14 protein-coding genes are annotated in these 17,267 nt (G+C 68.9%); 5 read left to right on the top strand and 9 right to left on the bottom strand.

The window, feature by feature from the left end:
* From AC2YHT_RS16425 to AC2YHT_RS16435, 3 genes are all read left to right on the top strand, one after another.
* Positions 1-289 (top strand): energy transducer TonB (locus AC2YHT_RS16425; RefSeq protein ID WP_487290854.1); only part of this gene is annotated, 289 nt, incomplete at its 5' end.
* A gap of 219 nt (positions 290-508) precedes the next feature.
* The gene (locus tag AC2YHT_RS16430) at positions 509-2,821 is read left to right on the top strand and encodes a TonB-dependent receptor (RefSeq protein ID WP_487290855.1); all 2,313 of its coding nucleotides are present in this window, start codon (positions 509-511) and stop codon (positions 2,819-2,821) included.
* 71 nt (positions 2,822-2,892) lie between these two features.
* On the top strand, positions 2,893-3,645 hold the full coding sequence (locus AC2YHT_RS16435; RefSeq protein ID WP_487290856.1) for a tetratricopeptide repeat protein: 753 nt from the start codon (positions 2,893-2,895) through the stop codon (positions 3,643-3,645).
* On the opposite strand, the gene AC2YHT_RS16440 is transcribed toward AC2YHT_RS16435, so the two are convergent.
* Positions 3,642-4,043 (bottom strand): helix-turn-helix domain-containing protein, encoded by a 402-nt coding sequence (locus AC2YHT_RS16440; RefSeq protein ID WP_110132978.1) that lies wholly within the window; start codon positions 4,041-4,043, stop codon positions 3,642-3,644. The two genes, AC2YHT_RS16435 and AC2YHT_RS16440, sit on opposite strands and share 4 nt — an antisense overlap.
* 177 nt (positions 4,044-4,220) lie before the next feature.
* Here AC2YHT_RS16440 and AC2YHT_RS16445 point away from each other — a divergent pair, with 177 nt between their 5' ends.
* On the top strand, positions 4,221-4,898 hold the full coding sequence (locus AC2YHT_RS16445; protein WP_487290857.1) for a response regulator transcription factor: 678 nt from the start codon (positions 4,221-4,223) through the stop codon (positions 4,896-4,898).
* The gene (locus tag AC2YHT_RS16450; RefSeq protein ID WP_487290858.1) at positions 4,891-6,276 is read left to right on the top strand and encodes a sensor histidine kinase; all 1,386 of its coding nucleotides are present in this window, start codon (positions 4,891-4,893) and stop codon (positions 6,274-6,276) included. Before AC2YHT_RS16445 ends, AC2YHT_RS16450 begins: the two co-directional genes overlap by 8 nt.
* A 66-nt stretch (positions 6,277-6,342) precedes the next feature.
* On the opposite strand, the gene AC2YHT_RS16455 is transcribed toward AC2YHT_RS16450, so the two are convergent.
* From AC2YHT_RS16455 to AC2YHT_RS16490, 8 genes are all read right to left on the bottom strand, one after another.
* Complete coding sequence (locus AC2YHT_RS16455; RefSeq protein WP_487290859.1) at positions 6,343-7,479, bottom strand: hybrid sensor histidine kinase/response regulator; 1,137 nt, start codon at positions 7,477-7,479, stop codon at positions 6,343-6,345.
* Positions 7,476-8,054 carry a chemotaxis protein CheB gene (locus AC2YHT_RS16460; protein WP_487290860.1) on the bottom strand — a complete coding sequence of 193 codons (579 nt, stop codon included), beginning with the start codon at positions 8,052-8,054 and terminating at the stop codon, positions 7,476-7,478. Before AC2YHT_RS16460 ends, AC2YHT_RS16455 begins: the two co-directional genes overlap by 4 nt.
* Positions 8,051-8,875, bottom strand: coding sequence for a CheR family methyltransferase (locus AC2YHT_RS16465; protein ID WP_487290861.1), 825 nt, complete (start codon positions 8,873-8,875; stop codon positions 8,051-8,053). Before AC2YHT_RS16465 ends, AC2YHT_RS16460 begins: the two co-directional genes overlap by 4 nt.
* A 9-nt stretch (positions 8,876-8,884) precedes the next feature.
* Positions 8,885-12,301: a response regulator gene (locus AC2YHT_RS16470; RefSeq protein WP_487290862.1), complete on the bottom strand. Its 3,417-nt coding sequence runs from the start codon at positions 12,299-12,301 to the stop codon at positions 8,885-8,887.
* A 485-nt stretch (positions 12,302-12,786) separates the two neighbouring features.
* Positions 12,787-13,644 carry a nitroreductase family protein gene (locus AC2YHT_RS16475; RefSeq protein WP_487290863.1) on the bottom strand — a complete coding sequence of 286 codons (858 nt, stop codon included), beginning with the start codon at positions 13,642-13,644 and terminating at the stop codon, positions 12,787-12,789.
* Between the two features lie 8 nt (positions 13,645-13,652).
* Positions 13,653-14,093 (bottom strand): 4Fe-4S dicluster domain-containing protein, encoded by a 441-nt coding sequence (locus AC2YHT_RS16480; RefSeq protein WP_487290864.1) that lies wholly within the window; start codon positions 14,091-14,093, stop codon positions 13,653-13,655.
* Positions 14,090-15,682, bottom strand: a complete 1,593-nt coding sequence (locus AC2YHT_RS16485; RefSeq protein ID WP_487290865.1) for an FAD-binding protein — start codon at positions 15,680-15,682, stop codon at positions 14,090-14,092. Before AC2YHT_RS16485 ends, AC2YHT_RS16480 begins: the two co-directional genes overlap by 4 nt.
* Positions 15,683-15,769: 87 nt before the next feature.
* The gene (locus tag AC2YHT_RS16490) at positions 15,770-17,227 is read right to left on the bottom strand and encodes an MFS transporter (protein WP_487290866.1); all 1,458 of its coding nucleotides are present in this window, start codon (positions 17,225-17,227) and stop codon (positions 15,770-15,772) included.
* Positions 17,228-17,267: the final 40 nt, after the last annotated feature.

A 17,267-nucleotide genomic window follows, 5' to 3' on the forward strand; every position in this document is an offset into this window, starting at 1 on the left:
CGCCGCCGTCACCTGGCGAGGCCTGCTGCTCGGCCGCCTGAAGGCCTATCGCCGCTATCCGCGCCGGGCCCAGAGCCAGGGACAGGAGGGCGTCGTCCAGGTCGCCTTCACGGTCGATCGGCGCGGCGCGGTGCTGAGCGCCAGGATCGCGCGCGGCAGCGGCTATCCGCTGCTCGACGAGGAAGCCCTGGCCACGGTCCGCCGCGCCTCGCCGATGCCGCCGCCGCCCGACGACGTGCCGGGCGACCCGGTCGAGGTGGTCGTACCGGTCGACTTCTTCGTGCGCTGAGGTCTCCAAGGGCCTCAGTGAAGATGAGTTTGCGGCGTCAAGAAGCACCAACCTGTCGCGAGCAGCCGAAGGACTGTGGTGAACATTGGGAATAATCAATGTTTGTTGCGACTGCTTCTCATTGATGTGGCGATAGGTGGAAGTTAAGAGCGCCTCGCATTGTCAGGAACAAAGGCGCTCGGTTGATCCCAGCCGGGCAGGGCTTCGGGGATCGAGATCATGAGAAACACTTCCACCCAAGGCGTTCGCAGCTTGAGCCGACGCGCCTTGAGCGCCGCCGCGGTCGCGGGCGTCGCCGGCCTGGGCCTGTCGGCCGCCGCCAGCGCGGCGACCGTCGCTGACGAGCCGGTGGCCACCGCCGCGCCGGACAACGGCGACACCACCGAAGTCTCTGGCGTCCAGGTCGACAGCAAGAAGGCCCAGGCCGCCTCGCCGAAGATCACCGCGCCGCTGCGCGATACGCCGAAATCTATCACCGTCATCCCGCGCGACCTCATCGACCAGACCGGTTCGGTCAGCCTGGTCGAGGCGCTGCGCACCGTGCCCGGCATCACCTTCGGCGCGGGCGAGGGCGGCAACCCGGTCGGCGATCGTCCGTTCCTGCGCGGCTACGACGCCCAGTCGGCCACCTATGTCGACGGCCTGCGCGACATCGGCTCCCAGTCGCGTGAAGTCTTCAACGTTGAGAACGTCGAGGTCGTGAAGGGCGCGACCGGCAGCTACGGCGGTCGCGGCGGCGCCGGCGGCGGCGTCTTCATCAACAACAAGGCCCCCACCCTGAAGGACTCGATCGGCGGGCAGGTCGCGGTCGGCACCGCCGACTACAAGCGCGCCACCTTCGACGTGAACCACGTGGTCGCCGAAGGCGTCGCCGTGCGCCTGAACCTGATGGCCCACGACGCCGGCGTCGATGGCCGCGACGAGGTCCACTACAGCCGCTGGGGCGTGGCCCCCTCGATCGCCTTCGGCCTGGGAACCGACAATCGCGTCGTCGTCAGCTACTACCACATGCAGAGCGACGACATCCCCGACAGCGGGATCCCGTACAACAACCCGACCTTCGTGGCCCGCACCGACGGCCGCGCGCGCGTCTACCAGACCGGCGACGGCCAGCCGCTGCTCGCCGACCGCAGCGCCTGGTACGGCGTCAAGGGTCGCGACTTCCGCCGCGAGCGGGTCGATATGGGCACGGTCCGCTTCGAGCACGATTTCGGCGACAACCTGCACCTGCGCAACACCACCCGCTACGCCGAGACGGGCCAGGACTACATCTGGACCCAGCCCGACGACAGCAAGGGCAACATCTACTACGGCCTGGTCTGGCGCCGTCCCAACAGCCGCGTCAGCGAGGTCAGCACCCTGACCAACCAGACCGACTTCTACGGCAAGTTCCAGACTGGCTCGATCCAGCACAACTTCGCCACGGGCCTGGAGCTGTCGCGCGAGGAAGGCGAGAACGACAGCTACAACGTCTATTATAACGGCGCCCTGGCCTCGACGTTCAGCAGCTGCTCGGCCGCGGCCATCGCCGCCTATGTCTGCACGACGCTGGCCAATCCCAACACCAGCGACCCGTTCACCGGCACGATCTCGCGGGTCAACAACCCCAACAACTCGCGCACGGTCACCAAGTCGATCTACGGCTTCGACACCATCGAGTTCGACGAGCACTGGCAGGTGAACCTGGGCCTGCGCTACGACAGCTACGACGCCCGCTACGTCAGCGCCCGGGCGACGACCACGCCGTTCGCCCGCTCGACCTACGAGCGCAAGGACGACCTGCTGAACTACCAGGCCGCGGTGGTTTACAAGCCGACGACGGCCGGCGCGATCTACCTGTCCTACGCCACCGCCTCGACCCCGGCCGGCAACGCCCTGAACCAGGGCAGCGACGGCAACGCGCTGTCGAGCACGGTCAACGCCAACCTCAGCCCGGAAGAGAACGCCACCCTCGAGGCCGGCGCCAAGTGGGACGTGTTCGGCGGCAAGCTCAGCCTGACCGGCGCGGCGTTCGAGGTGAAGACCACCAACGCCCGCATCACCCAGACCGACGGCACCGTGGCCATGGCCGGCGAGAAGCGCGTCCGTGGTTACGAGCTGGGCGCGTCCGGCTCGATCACCGACAAGTGGGACGTCTTCGGCGGCTACACCTATCTCGACGCCATCCTGGTCAAGAACGGCGGTTCGGGCGCGGCGGCGGGCCTGACCGACGGCATGCAGTTCCCCAACACGCCCAAGCACAGCTTCGCGGTGCAGACGACGTACGAGGTTCTGCCGAAGCTGAAGGTCGGCCTGGGCGCCAACTACCAGGCCAAGGTCATGGGCAACGCCAGCGCCACCACGCCCAAGTGGGTGCCGGACTATTGGCGGTTCGACGCCAACGCCACCTACACCATCAACCAGAACCTCTCGGCCCGGCTCAACATCCAGAACCTGACCGACGAGGTTTACTACACCCAGGCCTACGCCTCGCACTACGCGACCATCGCGCCGGGGCGCTCAGCCGTCCTGTCGCTGAACGCCAAGTTCTAGGCGCGGCGACATCCCTGAACCGGCCGCGTCCGCCTTTCGGCGGGCGCGGCCTTTCGCTTTGGTGAGAGTCCATGGACACCGCCTCAGAAAACGTCTCCCCGGACGACATCGCCGCCGCCGTCGCCGAAGTCCTTTCCGGGCCGCCCGAGACCGCGCGAGCCTGGCTGGCGCAGCAGGCCGCCGCCGGCGTCGCCGAGGCCCAGGCCCTGCTGGCGCAGATGCTGCTCGACGGCGCCGGCGGTCCCGCCGATCCGGCCGGCGGTCTGGCGTTGTTCCTGCGGGCCGCCGGGGCGGGGCATCCGATGGCGCTGAACATGGTCGGCCGCTGTTACGAGAACGGCTGGGGCGTGGCGGCCAACCTCGCCGTCGCGGCGCAGTGGTATCTCCAGGCCGCCGAGGCCGGTTCCGACTGGGGCATGTACAACCTCGCCACCCGGCTGATGCTGGGCGAGGGCGTGGAGGCTGATCGCAAGGCGGCCCTGGCCTGGTTTCAGCGAGCGGCCGAGTTGGGCCACGCTAAGTCGATCAACGTGGTGGGCGGTTTCTACGAGGACGGCTGGGAGGTCGAGCAGGACTTCGCCATGGCCCGGGACTGCTACGCCAGGGCCGCGGCCGGCGGCGACTTTCGCGGCCATTTCAACTTCGGTCGGGTGCTGGCCGCCGAGGGCGAGATCGCCGGCGCGCTGGCGCAGTTCGAACAGGCGGCGACAACCGCGACGGCCGCGTTTACGGCGAAGATGGTCGCTTTTCTCCGTAGCGCGCCCGTCGCGGCCTATCGCGACCTTGCCGATCGCCTGGACGCTTCCGGTCCGGCGGCGGGCTAGGGTTCGACGGTGATGACGATCCTGCCCCGGCCAACGGCCAGCCCGCTGCTGGCGGCCACGCGCGCCAGCATCTCGGCCAGGGTCGCGTCGTCCACGGGGACGCGACCTTCGGGGGTCTGGACCTGTACATCGACCGGCAGGGGCGGCGCGAAGCGGCGCTGGCGGTCGATCGATCCGATCTCGTTCAGAACTCCCGCCGCCACCAGGTCGACGACCAGTCGATGCAGCGTCGACCGGTTGACGCGCTGGCCCCGGTTGTGGGCGGTCCACCAGACCTGTTCCATGTCGAAGGGGGCGTCCATCCCGTCGAGCAGTTCGATCAGTTCGCGACGCTTGTCGGTGAGCTTGAGGCCGATCCGGGCGCAGCGCTCAGACACGGCCTGGCGAGGCCCGTCCATCGGCGGGCTCTGTTGCGGAGGCTGGGCTTGAGCGTGGATCACGGCGGGGGATATCGGCCTAGGGTGGGCGAGCGGACGGTGCGCGCCCAAGCCTTATCGTTTGGCGCTGGCGTGTCGATGCGCTGGAAGCAAGGTTGGGAAAATGTATAGCGCGGCCAACATCACGGTAAGGCGGGCATGAAGGTCTTCCTGCTCGAGGACGATCCCGAGACCGCTGCGTTCATCGAGCGCGGCCTGACGGAGCGTGGCCATGTGGTGGAGGTCGAGGCCGATGGCTCGGTGGCGCTTCGGTGCCTGGCCGAGCGTGATTTCGACGTGCTGGTGCTCGACCGGATGGTGCCCGGCGTCGATGGGCTGTCGGTCCTGAAGGCGATCCGCGCGCAGGGGCGGACGACGCCGGTCCTGCTCCTGACGGCGATGGCCCAGATCGCGGATCGGGTCGACGGCCTGGAGGAGGGCGCCGACGACTACCTCGTCAAGCCGTTCGCCTTCGTCGAGCTCGCCGCGCGCGTGGCGGCGCTGGGGCGCAGGCCGCCGACGGGCGAGTTCGATACGGTCCTGCGCGTGGCGGACATCGAGATGAATCTGCTGCGCCGGGAGGTGCGTCGGGGCGGGCGCTTGGTCGATCTGCAGCCCCGGGAATTCACCTTGCTGGAGCAACTGATGCGCAATCCCGGCCGCATCGTCACGCGGACCATGCTGCTCGAAAAGGTCTGGAACTTCGGTTTCGATCCCAAGACCAACATCGTCGAGACCCACATGTCCCGGCTGCGCAGCAAGCTGAACGAAGGCTTCGAGCGCAGCGCCATCCGCACGGTCCGAGGCTCCGGCTACATGATGAACGACGATGCTTAGTCGAACGCCCAGGACCGTTCGTGGCCTCAGCCTCGTGGTGGCGGGGATTTCCTGCGTCCTGACGCTGGCGGTCGGGGTGGTGACGTTCAGCATGGTCCACCACGAGATCGAGCGGCAGCTGGATCATCGCATCGAGCTGGAAACCCAGTCGCTGCTCGCCACCTACGAGCGGGCAGGCTTCGACGTGCTGGTGCGGGCGGTGACCGATCGCGACCGGCGTCCAGCCCGGGGCACGCTGGGTTATCTGGCGGGGCGGTCCGAGGCCGGCAGCCGCATGGGCTATATCGTGCTCGACGCGTCGGGCAGGCGAAGGGCAGGGGACTTCCAGGCCGAGACGCCGCCGCCCGGCTGGAGCGAGTTCATCCGGTTCCGCCGGCCCGACGGCAGCAGCGGCGTCGCCCAGGCGATGAATGCGCCCCTGCCAGGCGGCGGGCGACTGGTCGTGGCGGCCGACCGCGCCGACCTGCTCGATATCGACCGCGCCCTGCTGCGCGTGTTCCTGATCAGCGCCGGCCTGGTGGCGGCGGTGGGCGTACTGGCGACCTTTGGCTTCGGCGGGGTCGTGCAACGGCGGCTCAACGCGATCCATGGCGCCGCCGAAGGGATCATGGCCGGCGACATGCGCCGCCGCATGCCGGTCGACGGCTCGGGCGGCGAGTTCGACCAGCTGGCCGCGGTGCTCAATCGCATGCTCGATCGCATCGAGGCCCTGATGAGCAACCTGCGCCAGGTTTCGGGCGACATCGCCCACGACATCCGCACCCCCCTGACCCGCCTGCGCGCGCGCCTGGAGGATATCGAGGCGGAGACAACCGATGGCGCCCAGAAGGCGCGTGTCGAAGGCGCTTTGAGCGAGGTCGATGATCTGCAGGGCCTGTTGTCGGGTCTTCTCGCGCTCGCGGAGATCGAAGGGCGTTCCGTGCGCGATCGTTTCGTGGCCCTGGACCTCGTCGCGCTCGTCCAAGAACTGGCCGAAGCCTATGGTCCGGCGCTGGAAAAGGCCGGCATGACGCTGTCGCTCGACCTGCAGCCCGCGACCGTTCGCGGCGATCGCCCCCTGCTGTTGCAGGGGTTGTCGAACCTGATGGACAACAGCCTGTTCCACGCGGGCGCCGGGGCTCGGATCCGCATACTGACGCGAGCGACCGGCGACAGTGTCCGGGTGGTGTTCGGCGATGACGGGCCGGGCGTGCCGCCAGAAGATCGCGACCGAATCTTCAAGCGCTTCGTGCGCCTCGATCCGTCGCGCACCACGGCGGGCCACGGCCTTGGTCTTGCGACGGTGGCCGCCATCGTCTCCGCTCACGGCGGCGATATCGCCGTGACGCCTTCGGCGCGTGGGCTGCAGTTCGAGATCAACCTCGTGGCCGGCGGCTAATACGTCAGGCGACGCCGGGCCCTCGGGTCGGAACGCGTTGCTCTCTGACGCCGTGAGCCGCGCTCATCATTCGATGGTCGGCAGCCGCACGATGAAGGTGCTCCCCAGGTGCTCGCCCGCGCTCTCGACCTCGATCGTCCCGCGATGCAGCGCGACCAGTTGCTTGACCAGGGCCAGGCCGATGCCCAGGCCGCCCTGGGCCTTGGTCAGATGGTCCTCGACCTGGGCGAAGATCTCGAAGATGCGCGACTGCATCGCCGGCGGAATGCCGACCCCCGTGTCGGTGACCCGGATCTCGACCTCGGCTTCCAGGCGTCGCGCCGTCAGCGTGATCTCGCCGCCGGGCGGGGTATATTTGGCGGCGTTGTTGAGCAGGTTGGCCACGATCTGCGCCACGCGCGTGTGGTCGGCGTCGAGCCAGATCGCCTCGTCGGGCAGGTCGGCGTCGAAGCGGTGCGAGCCGGCGTCGATGTTGTGCTGGCTGGCCTCGATCGCCGAGCGCAGCGCGTCGCCCAGTTCGATCCGCTCCTTCTTCAGCGAGATCTTGCCCTGGCTGACGCGCGAGACGTCGAGCAGGTCGTCGACTAGGTGGGAGAGGTGCGACAGCATCCGGTCCATGCGCACGCGGATGTCCCTGGCCCGCTCGGGCGGGATGTCCTTGTTGAGCAGGTGCAGGCCGCCGCCCAGGGCCGCGACCGGGTTGCGAAGCTCGTGCGCCAGCACGGCCAGGAAGTTGTCCTTGTGACGGTCGGCCCGGCGCAGGGCCTGGGCGGCCGCGTCCAGTTCGTCGCGCTGCCGTTCGATCTGCTGGCGCTGCTGGTGCAGGTCGAAGAACACGGCGGCCTTGCTGCGCAGGACGTTCGGCTCGATCGGCTTCTGGATGAAATCGACCGCCCCGGCCTCGTAGCCGCGGAAGCGGCGCTGCAGGTTGGCGGCGCCGGCCGTCAGGAAGATGATCGGGATGTGCCGCGCGCGCTCGCTGCCGCGCATGAACTCGGCCAGTTCGAAGCCGTCCATGCCGGGCATCTGCACGTCGAGCAGCGCCAGGGCGACCTCGTGCGTCAGAAGAAGCTCCAGCGCCTCCTCGCCCGATCGAGCCTTCAGGCAGGTCAGGCCGTCGCGCTGGAGCAGGGCTTCCAGCGCCAGCAGGTTCTCTTCGAGGTCGTCGACCAGGAGGAAATTGATCGGCTTTTCGGCGATCATCGCGTGGTTCCCAAACTCGACAGGTACGATGCGATCGCATCGATGGTCATGATGGCGGCTTCGGGGCTCGCTTCGAGGGCGGCGAGCGGCATGGCCCGGGAATGGGCGAAGTTCGGATCCTCGACGATCGCCGTCCCGCCCGCCTGCGTCACGGCCCGCAGGCCCGCCGCGCCGTCGTGGTTGGCGCCGGTCAGGACGACGCCGACCAGGGCTTCGCCGAAGGCGTCGGCGGCGCTCTCGAACAGCACGTCGATCGACGGTCGTGAATAGTTCACCGGCTCGTCAGTCGAGATGGCCAGCGTTCCGTCAGTCTCCACGAGGAGATGATAATCGGACGGCGCGAAGAAGACCGTCCCGCCGACCAGAGGCTCTTTGTCCTCGGCCTCCTTCACCGTCAGCCGGCACTTGGCCTGCAGCAGGGAGACCAGGACGTTGTCGCGGTCTGGCGGCACGTGCACCACCACCAGCACCGGCAGGGGGAAGCTGGCGGGCAGGGCGGGCAGGATGGTCAGCAGCGCCTGGACGGCGCCGGCCGAGGCGCCGATCACGACAGCCTTCAAGGGGGCGGCGCTCATGGCTCGCGCCTCTGGTAGATCTTCTCGCCGGGGACGAAGTCCGAGAAGCCGCCGGCATGGGCCGAGAACCGCAGGCTTTCCTTCGAGCCCAGTCCCAGGAAACCCTTGCGGGCCAGGGAGTCGTGGAACAGGCCGATCGCGCGGTCCTGCAGGGGGCGATCGAAATAGATCATCACGTTGCGGCACGAGATCAGGTGCATCTCGGCGAAGACGGCGTCGGTGACCAGGCTGTGGTCGGAGAACACCACCCGCTCGCGCAGCGTCTTGTCGAACACGGCCCGGCCGTAGGCGGCGGTGTAGTAGTCCGAGAGCGAAGACCGCCCGCCGGACTTCTGGTGGTTCTCGGTGAACTTGCGGATGCGCTCGAGCGGATAGACCCCGGCTTCGGCGGCCGCCAGGGCCTCGGGATTGATGTCGGTCGCGTAGAACAGCGTCCGGTCGTAGAGGCCTTCCTCGCGAAACAGGATGGCCAGGGAATAGACCTCCTCGCCGGTGCTGGAGCCGGCGATCCAGACCTTCAGCGACGGATAGGTCTTGAGGTGAGGCAGCACGCTCTCCCGCAGCGCCCGGAAATAGGACGGATCGCGGAACATCTCGCTGACCTGGACGGTCAGGTAGTCGAGCAGGCGCGGCAGCAACGACGGGTCGTGCAGCACGCGGTCCTGCATCGCCGAGATGGTCGGGAACGCCAACTGGTCGCGCGCCTGCACCAGGCGTCGCTTGATCGACGCCCGCGCATAGTGGCGGAAATCGTAGTGATAGCGCTGGTACAGCGCCTCCAGCAGCAGCTGGATTTCGAGGTCGACGACGGATTCGGGCACTGGGGTCGCCTATCTCGGCATCCAGACCCGGACGAGCGAGAGCAGCTTGTCCACGTCGATGGGCTTGGCCATGTAGTCGTTGGCGCCGGCGGCGATGCAGCGTTCCTGGTCGTCTGGCATGGCCTTGGCGGTCAGCATCAGGATCGGCAGCTTGGCCCACTTGGGGTCATTGCGGATCTCGCGGGCGGCGGTCAGGCCGTCCATCACCGGCATCATCACGTCCATCAGCACCAGATCGACGGCGCGGGCGGGATCCTCGGCCGCGCGGGCCAGGGCGTCGATCGCCTCCTGGCCGTTGCGGGCGATCTCGACGATGGCGCCGCGCGGCTCCAGCACGTTGGTCAGGGAGTAGACGTTGCGGATGTCGTCCTCGACGATGAGGATCCGCCGCCCTTCCAGTACGGCGTCGCGATTGCGCGCCTTCTGGATCATCTTCTGCTGCTCGGCCGGCAGTTCCGACACCACCTGGTGCAGGAACAGCGACACCTCGTCGAGCAGGCGCTCGGGCGACTTGGCCCCCTTTATGATGATCGAGCTGGAATAGCGGCGCAGCCGCTGCTCGTCGTCGGCCGACAGGTCGTGGCCGGTATAGACGATCACCGGCGGGAAGGCGCGGTCGTCGTCCTGGCTGAGGGTCTCCAGCAGGGTGAAGCCCGAGGCGTCCGGGAGAGACAGGTCCAGCACCATGCAGTCGAAGGTCTGTTGCTTGAGCTGTTCGAGGCATTCGGCGGCGGTGCCGACGCCGACGGTCTCGACGTCGCCCGACGACAGCAGCTTGCCGACGGCGTCGCGCTGCACAGGATCGTCTTCGACGATCAGCACTCGCCGCACCGACCCGGCCAGCTTGGCCTCCAGCCCGCGCAGAACGTCGGCCAGGTCCTCGTGCCGGACCGGCTTGACCAGATAGCCGATGGCGCCGAGCGACAGGGCGGTCTGGGCGTGGTCGCTGGCCGACACCACGTGGATCGGGATGTGGCGCGTGGCGTCGTCGCGCTTCAGGCGGTCCAGCACCATCAGGCCGGACTCGTCGGGCAGGCCGACGTCGAGCACCACGGCGCTGGGCTTGAAGCGCTTGGCCAGCTTCAGGGCCTCCTCGGCGGTGCCGGCCACCAGGCACTGGAAGCCGATCTCGCGCGAGAGGTCGCGCACGATGCCGGCGAACACCTCGTCGTCCTCGATGACCAGCAGCACGCGGCGCGAGCCGCCCAGCTGTTCACGGTCGTCCTCCACGGTCTGAACCGGCCGCGGCGCGCGCTGAGGCGACCCGGTGGGCGCCGGCGTTTCGGCGCGAACCTGAGTCTCGCGCGGCGCGATGCGGGCGGGATCGTAGGCCACGGGCAAAGTCACCGTGAAGGTGCTGCCCTGGCCGGCCTGGCTCTCCAGGCCGATCACGCCGCCCAGCAGCCGTGACAGCTCGCGCGAAATCGACAGGCCAAGGCCGGTGCCGCCGTATCTGCGGCTGATCGTGCCGTCGGCCTGGCGGAAGGCTTCGAAGATGCTTTCCTGCTGCTCGCGCGCGATGCCGATGCCGGTGTCCCGGACCGCGAAGGCGAGGCTCTCGGCGGCCGGCTTGATGGTCAGGGTGACGCCGCCCTTCTCGGTGAACTTGAAGGCGTTGGACAGCAGGTTCTTGAGGATCTGCTCCAGGCGCTGGCGGTCGGTCTCGAAGGCGGCCGGGCAGGCGGGGTCGATCTCGATCTCGAAGGCCAGGCGCCGCTCGTCGGCGACCGGCTGGAACAGCTGGCGCAGGTCGCTCACCAGGCGCTGCACGCTCACCGTCTCGGGCCGCACCTCGATGTGGCCGGCCTCGATCTTCGAAAGGTCGAGAATGTCGTTGATCAGCGTCAGCAGGTCGTTGCCCGACGAGGCGATGGTCTGGGCGAACTTCACCTGTTCGCTCGACAGGTTGCCGTCGGGATTGTCGCTCAGCAGCTTGGACAGGATCAGCAGCGAGTTCAGCGGGGTGCGCAGCTCGTGGCTCATATTGGCCAGGAAGTCGGACTTGTACTGGCTGGCCTGCTCCAGCTCGCGCGCCTTCAAGGTGACGGCCGCGGTGCTGCGCTCCAGTTCGTCGCGCTGGGTTTCCAGGGTTTGGGCCTGTTCCTCCAGCTGGCTGTTGGTCTGTTCCAGCTCGACCTGCTGCTGCTCCAGCCGGGTCTGGGATTCCTTGAGGGCGCGGCTCTGCTCCTCGAGCTCCTCGTTGGAGACCCGCAGTTCCTCGCTCTGCACCTGCAGTTCTTCCGACTGGCGCTGGGTTTCCTCCAGGGCGTTCTGCAGCTCGACGCGATAGCGGGCCGAGCGCAGGGCGATGCCGATCGAGGCCGAGGCCTGGTCGAGCAGGCTCAGCACCTGGTCGCCCACCGGATGCAGGAAGCCCAGCTCGATGACGGCGTTGACCGTGTCGTCGGCATGGGTCGGGACCAGGACGAGGTGGCGCGGCTTGTCGGCGCCCAGGGCCGAGCCGATGGTCATGTAGCCGTCCGGCACGTCGCGCACGATCGTCGCTCGCCCTTCGGCGGCGACCTTGCCCAGCAGGCCTTCTTTCAGGCTGAACCGCAGCGGCACGTTGGCGTCGGCGGGAATGCCCAGGGCGGCGGCGCGATAGAAGTGGCCGTTCTCGCCCTTGAACAGCGCGCCGGCCTGGAAGCCCAGATAGCCGGCCAGGAACGACAGTATGCCGTCGGACAGCTCCTCGACCGACTTGTCGCCCATCATCGCGTCGGAAAGCCCGACCTGGCCCGATTGGAGCCATTCCTCGCGAGCGCGGGCGGTGGCCGCCCGACGGACCAGGACGAACACCGCGATGGTCAGTAGCGCGCCGAGCAGACCCGACAGGACGCCGCTGGCCGTGGCCGTCTTGTAGGCTTCCTGCATTTCGGCGATGCGCAGCGCGCGCAGCCGGTTTTCCTCCTGCCGCATGACGTCGAGCTGGCTGCGGATAGCGTCCATCTCGGTCTTGCCGCGATCGGTGGAAACGACCGCCAGCGCGGCCTGGGCGCCCTGGCTGCGGCGCAGGGTGATGGTCTCGTCGAGTTCGGCCAGCTTGGCGTCGATGTGCTTGCGCAACTGGCGGGTGTTGGCCTGCTGTTCGGCGTTGTCCTGCGTGAGGGACGAGACGGCCTCCAGCCGTGTGGCGGCTGCGGTCACCGCGCTCTGGTACGGCTCCAGATAGCGGTCGTTGCCGGTCAGCAGGTATCCGCGCTGGCCTGTCTCGGCGTCCTGGGCGGTGGAGAGCAGTTCGTCCAGCGCGATCAGCACCTTGTGGGAGTGCATGATCATCTGGTTGTTGGTCCGCAGCACCTGGATGTTGCGATAGGCGATCGTGCCGCTGATCAGGAAGAAGGCCAGCACGGTCACGAGGCCCAGGGTGGTCCACAGGTCCACGTTGGTGCGGGCGGCCTCGCGGGTGGAAGGGGTCAGCGACATGAGAAACTCGAACTGTGGGCGTGGGCCGCGCGTGTCGGGCCGGAACTGGGGAAATAGGGCGGGCAGGGGTCGATCACGCCGACGTCCATGCCGGTCGGCTGATTGTCGCCGGCCTCGAATTTGAGCTGAAAATCACAAGTCCCCCGATCACGGACATCGCCGTGCAAGGTCCGTGAACGCGGATCTAAGGCAAAGGTTCAACATGAAGGCGGCTTTTCGCGCTGGCGTCAGAGCATCGCCAGGCAGGCCGTTGGCCGATCCGAGCCGCTGGCGAGCGCGTGGCAGCAGCCGGTTCTCGTGGTCAGATCAGCGTTTAGCTAGAACGCGCGCGACGAGTTCGGCTTTGGTCTCGGCGTGCGCGATCTTGCCGATCATGTAGCGCAATGACACCCGCTCATGCTCGGGATCGTCGCTGGCCAGGCAGTCGCTCGCCAAGGTGACGACGTAGTCGTGCTGGTAACGTTGAGCGCCAGCCGCGCCACGGATCAGCGCAACGGGAAACCAAAGCCTTCCAAGGCTTCGCGCAGGCGTTCGCGGCCGTTCAACACTTTGGCGTTGCTGACCCGGTTGACGATCGCCGCGCTCCAGCCGGTCGGCGGCAGGCCTTGCGAGGTCTGGAAGGCGCCGAGGGTCTCGTCATAGGCTCGCACCGGCGCGTCCTGAACCGCGAGGTCGTAGGTTTCGCGATGCAGGACCGCCGCCTGCGAGAGCCTCGGCTTGATGGCGGCTGGCGCGGCGGGATCGGGATGGCCCACAACGAGGCCGAACACGGGCAGCACCAGCGGCGGCAGGCCAAGTTCGGCCGCCACTTCCTCGGGGCGATTGCGGATCGCGCCGATATAGACCGAGCCCAGGCCCAGGGATTCCAGGGCGGTCACCGCGGCCTGGGCCGCCAGCGCCGCATCGACCGCCGCCACCAGGAAGCTTTCCAGGTAGTCGAGGGCTTCCTTGCCCCGGCCGGCCTGGCGGGTGATGCGTTCGGCCCGGGCCAAGTCGGCCAGCCAGACCAGCAGCAGCGGGGCTTGCCGAATATGCGCCTGGCCGCCGGCCAGATCCGCCAGCCGCGCCTTGCGTTCCGGATCCTCGACGGCGACGACGCTCCAGAGCTGAAGGTTGGACGACGTCGCCGCCGACTGAGCGCTGGCGACCAGGGTCTCCAGCACGCCATCGGCCAGAGGATCGGGCAGATAGGCCCGCACCGACCTGTGGGCCAGCAGTCCCTCGATGGTCGGGTTGAGCAGCGCCGCGATCGAGGGAGAATCGCGTCCATAGCGAGCGCTCAGCAGCGGGTGGTTGGCCGTTTCAGCCGGCAAGGCGGCGAGCGAGGTGACGGAAGCGGACATGGATGCTCCTAACGCGAAGGGGCGGCGGCCGTGTCCGGCGCGGCGGACTCGGCGGAGGTGGCGGGTTCGGTGGGCGGGCGCCTCAGGGCGTAGCGGCGGGCCGAGATCTGGGCGCCTTCCATCAGCAGCGGCCCCAGGCGCCAATATTCGGCCAGCGGTTCCTGGTCGCCCGGCGGTGCGTCCCAGATGTGGTCGCGACGCATCTGGCCCAGAGCGCCCGAGGCCCTCACGACCTCCGGATCGACGATCTCGGGCGCCCCCTGGTCCGGGCCGACATAGATGGCGTCGGAGGCGCAGTAGAGCTCGCACATGAAGCAGGTCTGGCACTGATCGAGGCGTGCGATCACCGGCGGTCCGCCGGTCGGTGACGGATCCAGAACGTGGGTGGGGCAGGCGCTGACGCAGGAGCCGCAGCCGTTGCACAGGTCTTCGAAGATATGGGCGATCACGCCGCGGCCTCCACGGCGTTTCGTTGCTGGCCCGGCTCGTAGCGGGTCCAGACCTGATCCAGTCCGCCGACCAGAAGCCGCCTGCCGCCATCGGCGGAGAGATCCGGGGCGTCGGCCCGGGCGTGCAGGCCGCGTGTCTCGTCGCGGTCGAGGGCCGCGCGGGTCGACCAGCGGGCGCTGGCCAGCAGGGCGGCGGTCTCGCGGGCGGCGACCTGGTCGAGGCCCTCGGGGCGTCGGTGGGTCGCCACGGCGCTCCAGGCGTCGTCGAGGCGGGCCAGGGACGCCTCCAACGTCTCGCGGCGGCGCCACAGGGCCTTGTCGTAGCTCAGCATCTCATCCTGCACGGTCTGGACGGCGGCGCGTTCGTCGACCGCCGCGACAGCGCCGGCCGGTCTCAAGCCCGCACGACCGGCTGGGGCGGCCGGCTCGCCGGCGCGCACGCCGTCGGCCTTGGCCAGCCTGGCGCCCGCGACGCCGGCGATCTTGCCGGAGGTCAGGGCCCAGGCCGAGTTGGGCGAGCCGCCGCCGCTGCTGGCCCCGACGATCAGTTCCCGCGTCGCCGTGTCGCCGGCGGCGAACAGGCCGCGCACCGTCGTCTGGCAGTCGTCATCGACGATCCGCAGGCCGCCCGTGCCGCGAATAGTGCCCTCGCCGAACAGCTTCACCTCGAAGCGCTCGTCGAACAGCCGCACGCCCTTGCGCTCGAAGGGCGCGACGGTGGCCGGCTGGATGCGGCGCAGGATCGGTCGCAGGGCAGGGGGCGCTTCACTGAGGTCGGCGAACACCGGCCCCTCCAACATTGCCTTGGCCAGGGCGCGGTGGTGGTCGCGATCGGCCAGGGCCGGCGGGATATCCAGCTCCTGGCCGGCCGCGTCGAAGAAGCGCGCGGCGGTGTAGGGCAGGGTCCGGGTCGAGCACCAGGCGGGCGACAGGGTGTAGATGCTGGAGAATTCCATGCCCGACAACTCGGCGCCGGCTTCGGCCGCCATCAGATGGCCGTCGCCGGTGTTGGTGTGGCTGCCGATCAGGCCCGAGCGGAAGGCGCAGCCGCCCGTGGCCAGGATCACCGCCCCGGCGCGGATGGTCCAGGCTCGGCGCTCCAGCCGCGCATAGCCGGCGGCTCCAGCGACCGAGCCGTCCTGATGGATGAGCAGCTCCAGCGCCGGATGGTGGTCGAGCACCCGCACGCCGCTGTCCAGTGCGTAGGCGCGCAGAGCTCGCAGGTACTCGGGGCCGCGCACGCCCGGATAGTAGGTGTTTCCATCGCCGTCGCGGCCGAAGGCGTAGTACGGCGCGAGCTGGGGCAGGGTCCGCCAGGTCACGTCCAGCACCCGCTCCATCCATGCCTTTTCGGCCAGGCCGTAGCTGCTGGGATAGCGCTTCTCGATCGCCGCCTGGCGCTGCTTGGGATCGGGCGGAACCCACCAGTGGCCGGGACCCGCGGTCGCGGTCACGCCGCTGGTTCCGACGAAGCCCTTGTCGACCAGCGTCACCGTCGCACCTTGCTGGGCGGCCGCGATGGCCGCCCAGGCCGCCGCCATGCCGCCGCCGATGACCAGCACCTCGGTCGACAGATCCAGACCGCTCATTTGTCCCCGTAAGCCTTCATCTCAATCTCCGTTCGATGTCGGGGGCGAACCTAGGGGCTCGCCGCCGCCAGGGATAACGAGGCGTTCTCAAGCCGGATATTCAGCCGGGTCATGGGTGGCCTTCGCCTTGGTCTGGCGCACGGATCGACCGCTCAGGAGGTCGCCGGCCTCCGGAGGCAGGCGGTGGAACAGGGGCAGCGACAGCAGCGACAGGCCGCCCATGACGAAGAAGCTGATCGAGATGTCCTGCGCCGTGAAGTTCGCGCCCTGGCGCAGCGTCAGCAGGCTTTGCAGGGTGGTGGCGGCCAGCGCCACGCCCAGGCTTTGGGCCAGTTCCTGGGTCATGCTGGCCAGGGCGCTGGCGCCGCCCAGAGACCGGTCGGGCACGTCGGCGAAACACAGCGCCGACAGGGCGGTGAACTGCAGCGATCGCAGGAAGCCGCCGAGCAGCAGCAGGGCGAAGATAAGCGCGTGCGGGGTCGAGGCCTGGAAAAGGCCGATGCCCGCCAGCAGCAGGCCGGTCAGGGCGCCGTTGACGATCAGCACGCGGCGAAAGCCGTAGCGCCGCAGCAGCGCCGTCGCCGGCGCCTTCATCAGCAGCGCGCCCATGGCGCCGGCGAACGAGATAACGCCCGACCGCAGGGGCGACATCCCGAAGCCGACCTGCAACAGCAGCACAAGCAGGATCGGCGAGGCTCCCATGGCCACCCGCCACACGCCGCCGCCGAATATGGCCACGTTCATGGGCGGGATGCGTAGCAGCGACAGGTCCAGGATTGGCGAGCGCGCCGACCGGGCGTGCCTGGCGTAGGCCGCGAGCGCCAGCACGCTCAGCGCCCCGAGGCCGGCGATCGCGCCGGGCGGCCAGCTTGGCCTTCCCACTTCGCCCAGGGCCGTCACCAGGGCCGCAACGCCGCCGCCAGCCAGGACAAAGCCCTTGAGGTCGAGACGGCCGCCGGCTTCGCCGCGCAGATCCGGGACGACCAGCAGCGCGGCCACGAGGCCGATCAGTCCCACGGGCGCGCTGAGCAGGAAGATCCACCGCCATGACGCCGCCTCGACGATGACGCCGCCGATCAAGGGGCCGAGTATGGGTCCCAGCACCGCTGGGACGGTCAGGATCGACATGGCTCTGACGATCTGGTCGCGCGGCGTGGCGCGCAGGATCACGACCCGCCCCACCGGCGTCATCAGGGCGCCCGCCACGCCTTGCAGCACGCGGGCGGCCAGCAGTTGCGCAAGGTCGGTCGCCAGGCCGCACAGGGCCGAGGACAGGGCGAAGAGGCCCATCGCCGCGCAGAACACGTTGCGGGCGCCGAAGCGATTGGCCGTCCAGTCGCTGAGCGGGATGCAGACGGCCACGCTGAGCATGTAGGCGCTGATCGCCAGGTTCAGTCGGATCGGGCTTTCGCCCAGGGCCTTGGCCATGGTTGGCAGGGCGGTGGCGATCGCCGTCCCCTCCAGGCCCTGCATCAGCAGGCCGCAGCCGACGACGAGCGGGATCAGGACGGAGGACGCGTCGGGGCGCTCGATAGGGCGGGGCAAGAAGGATCGATCTTTGGATGGCGAGCGCGGTGGAGCCGCT

Source organism: Caulobacter sp. SRI_008, assembly GCF_057586355.1.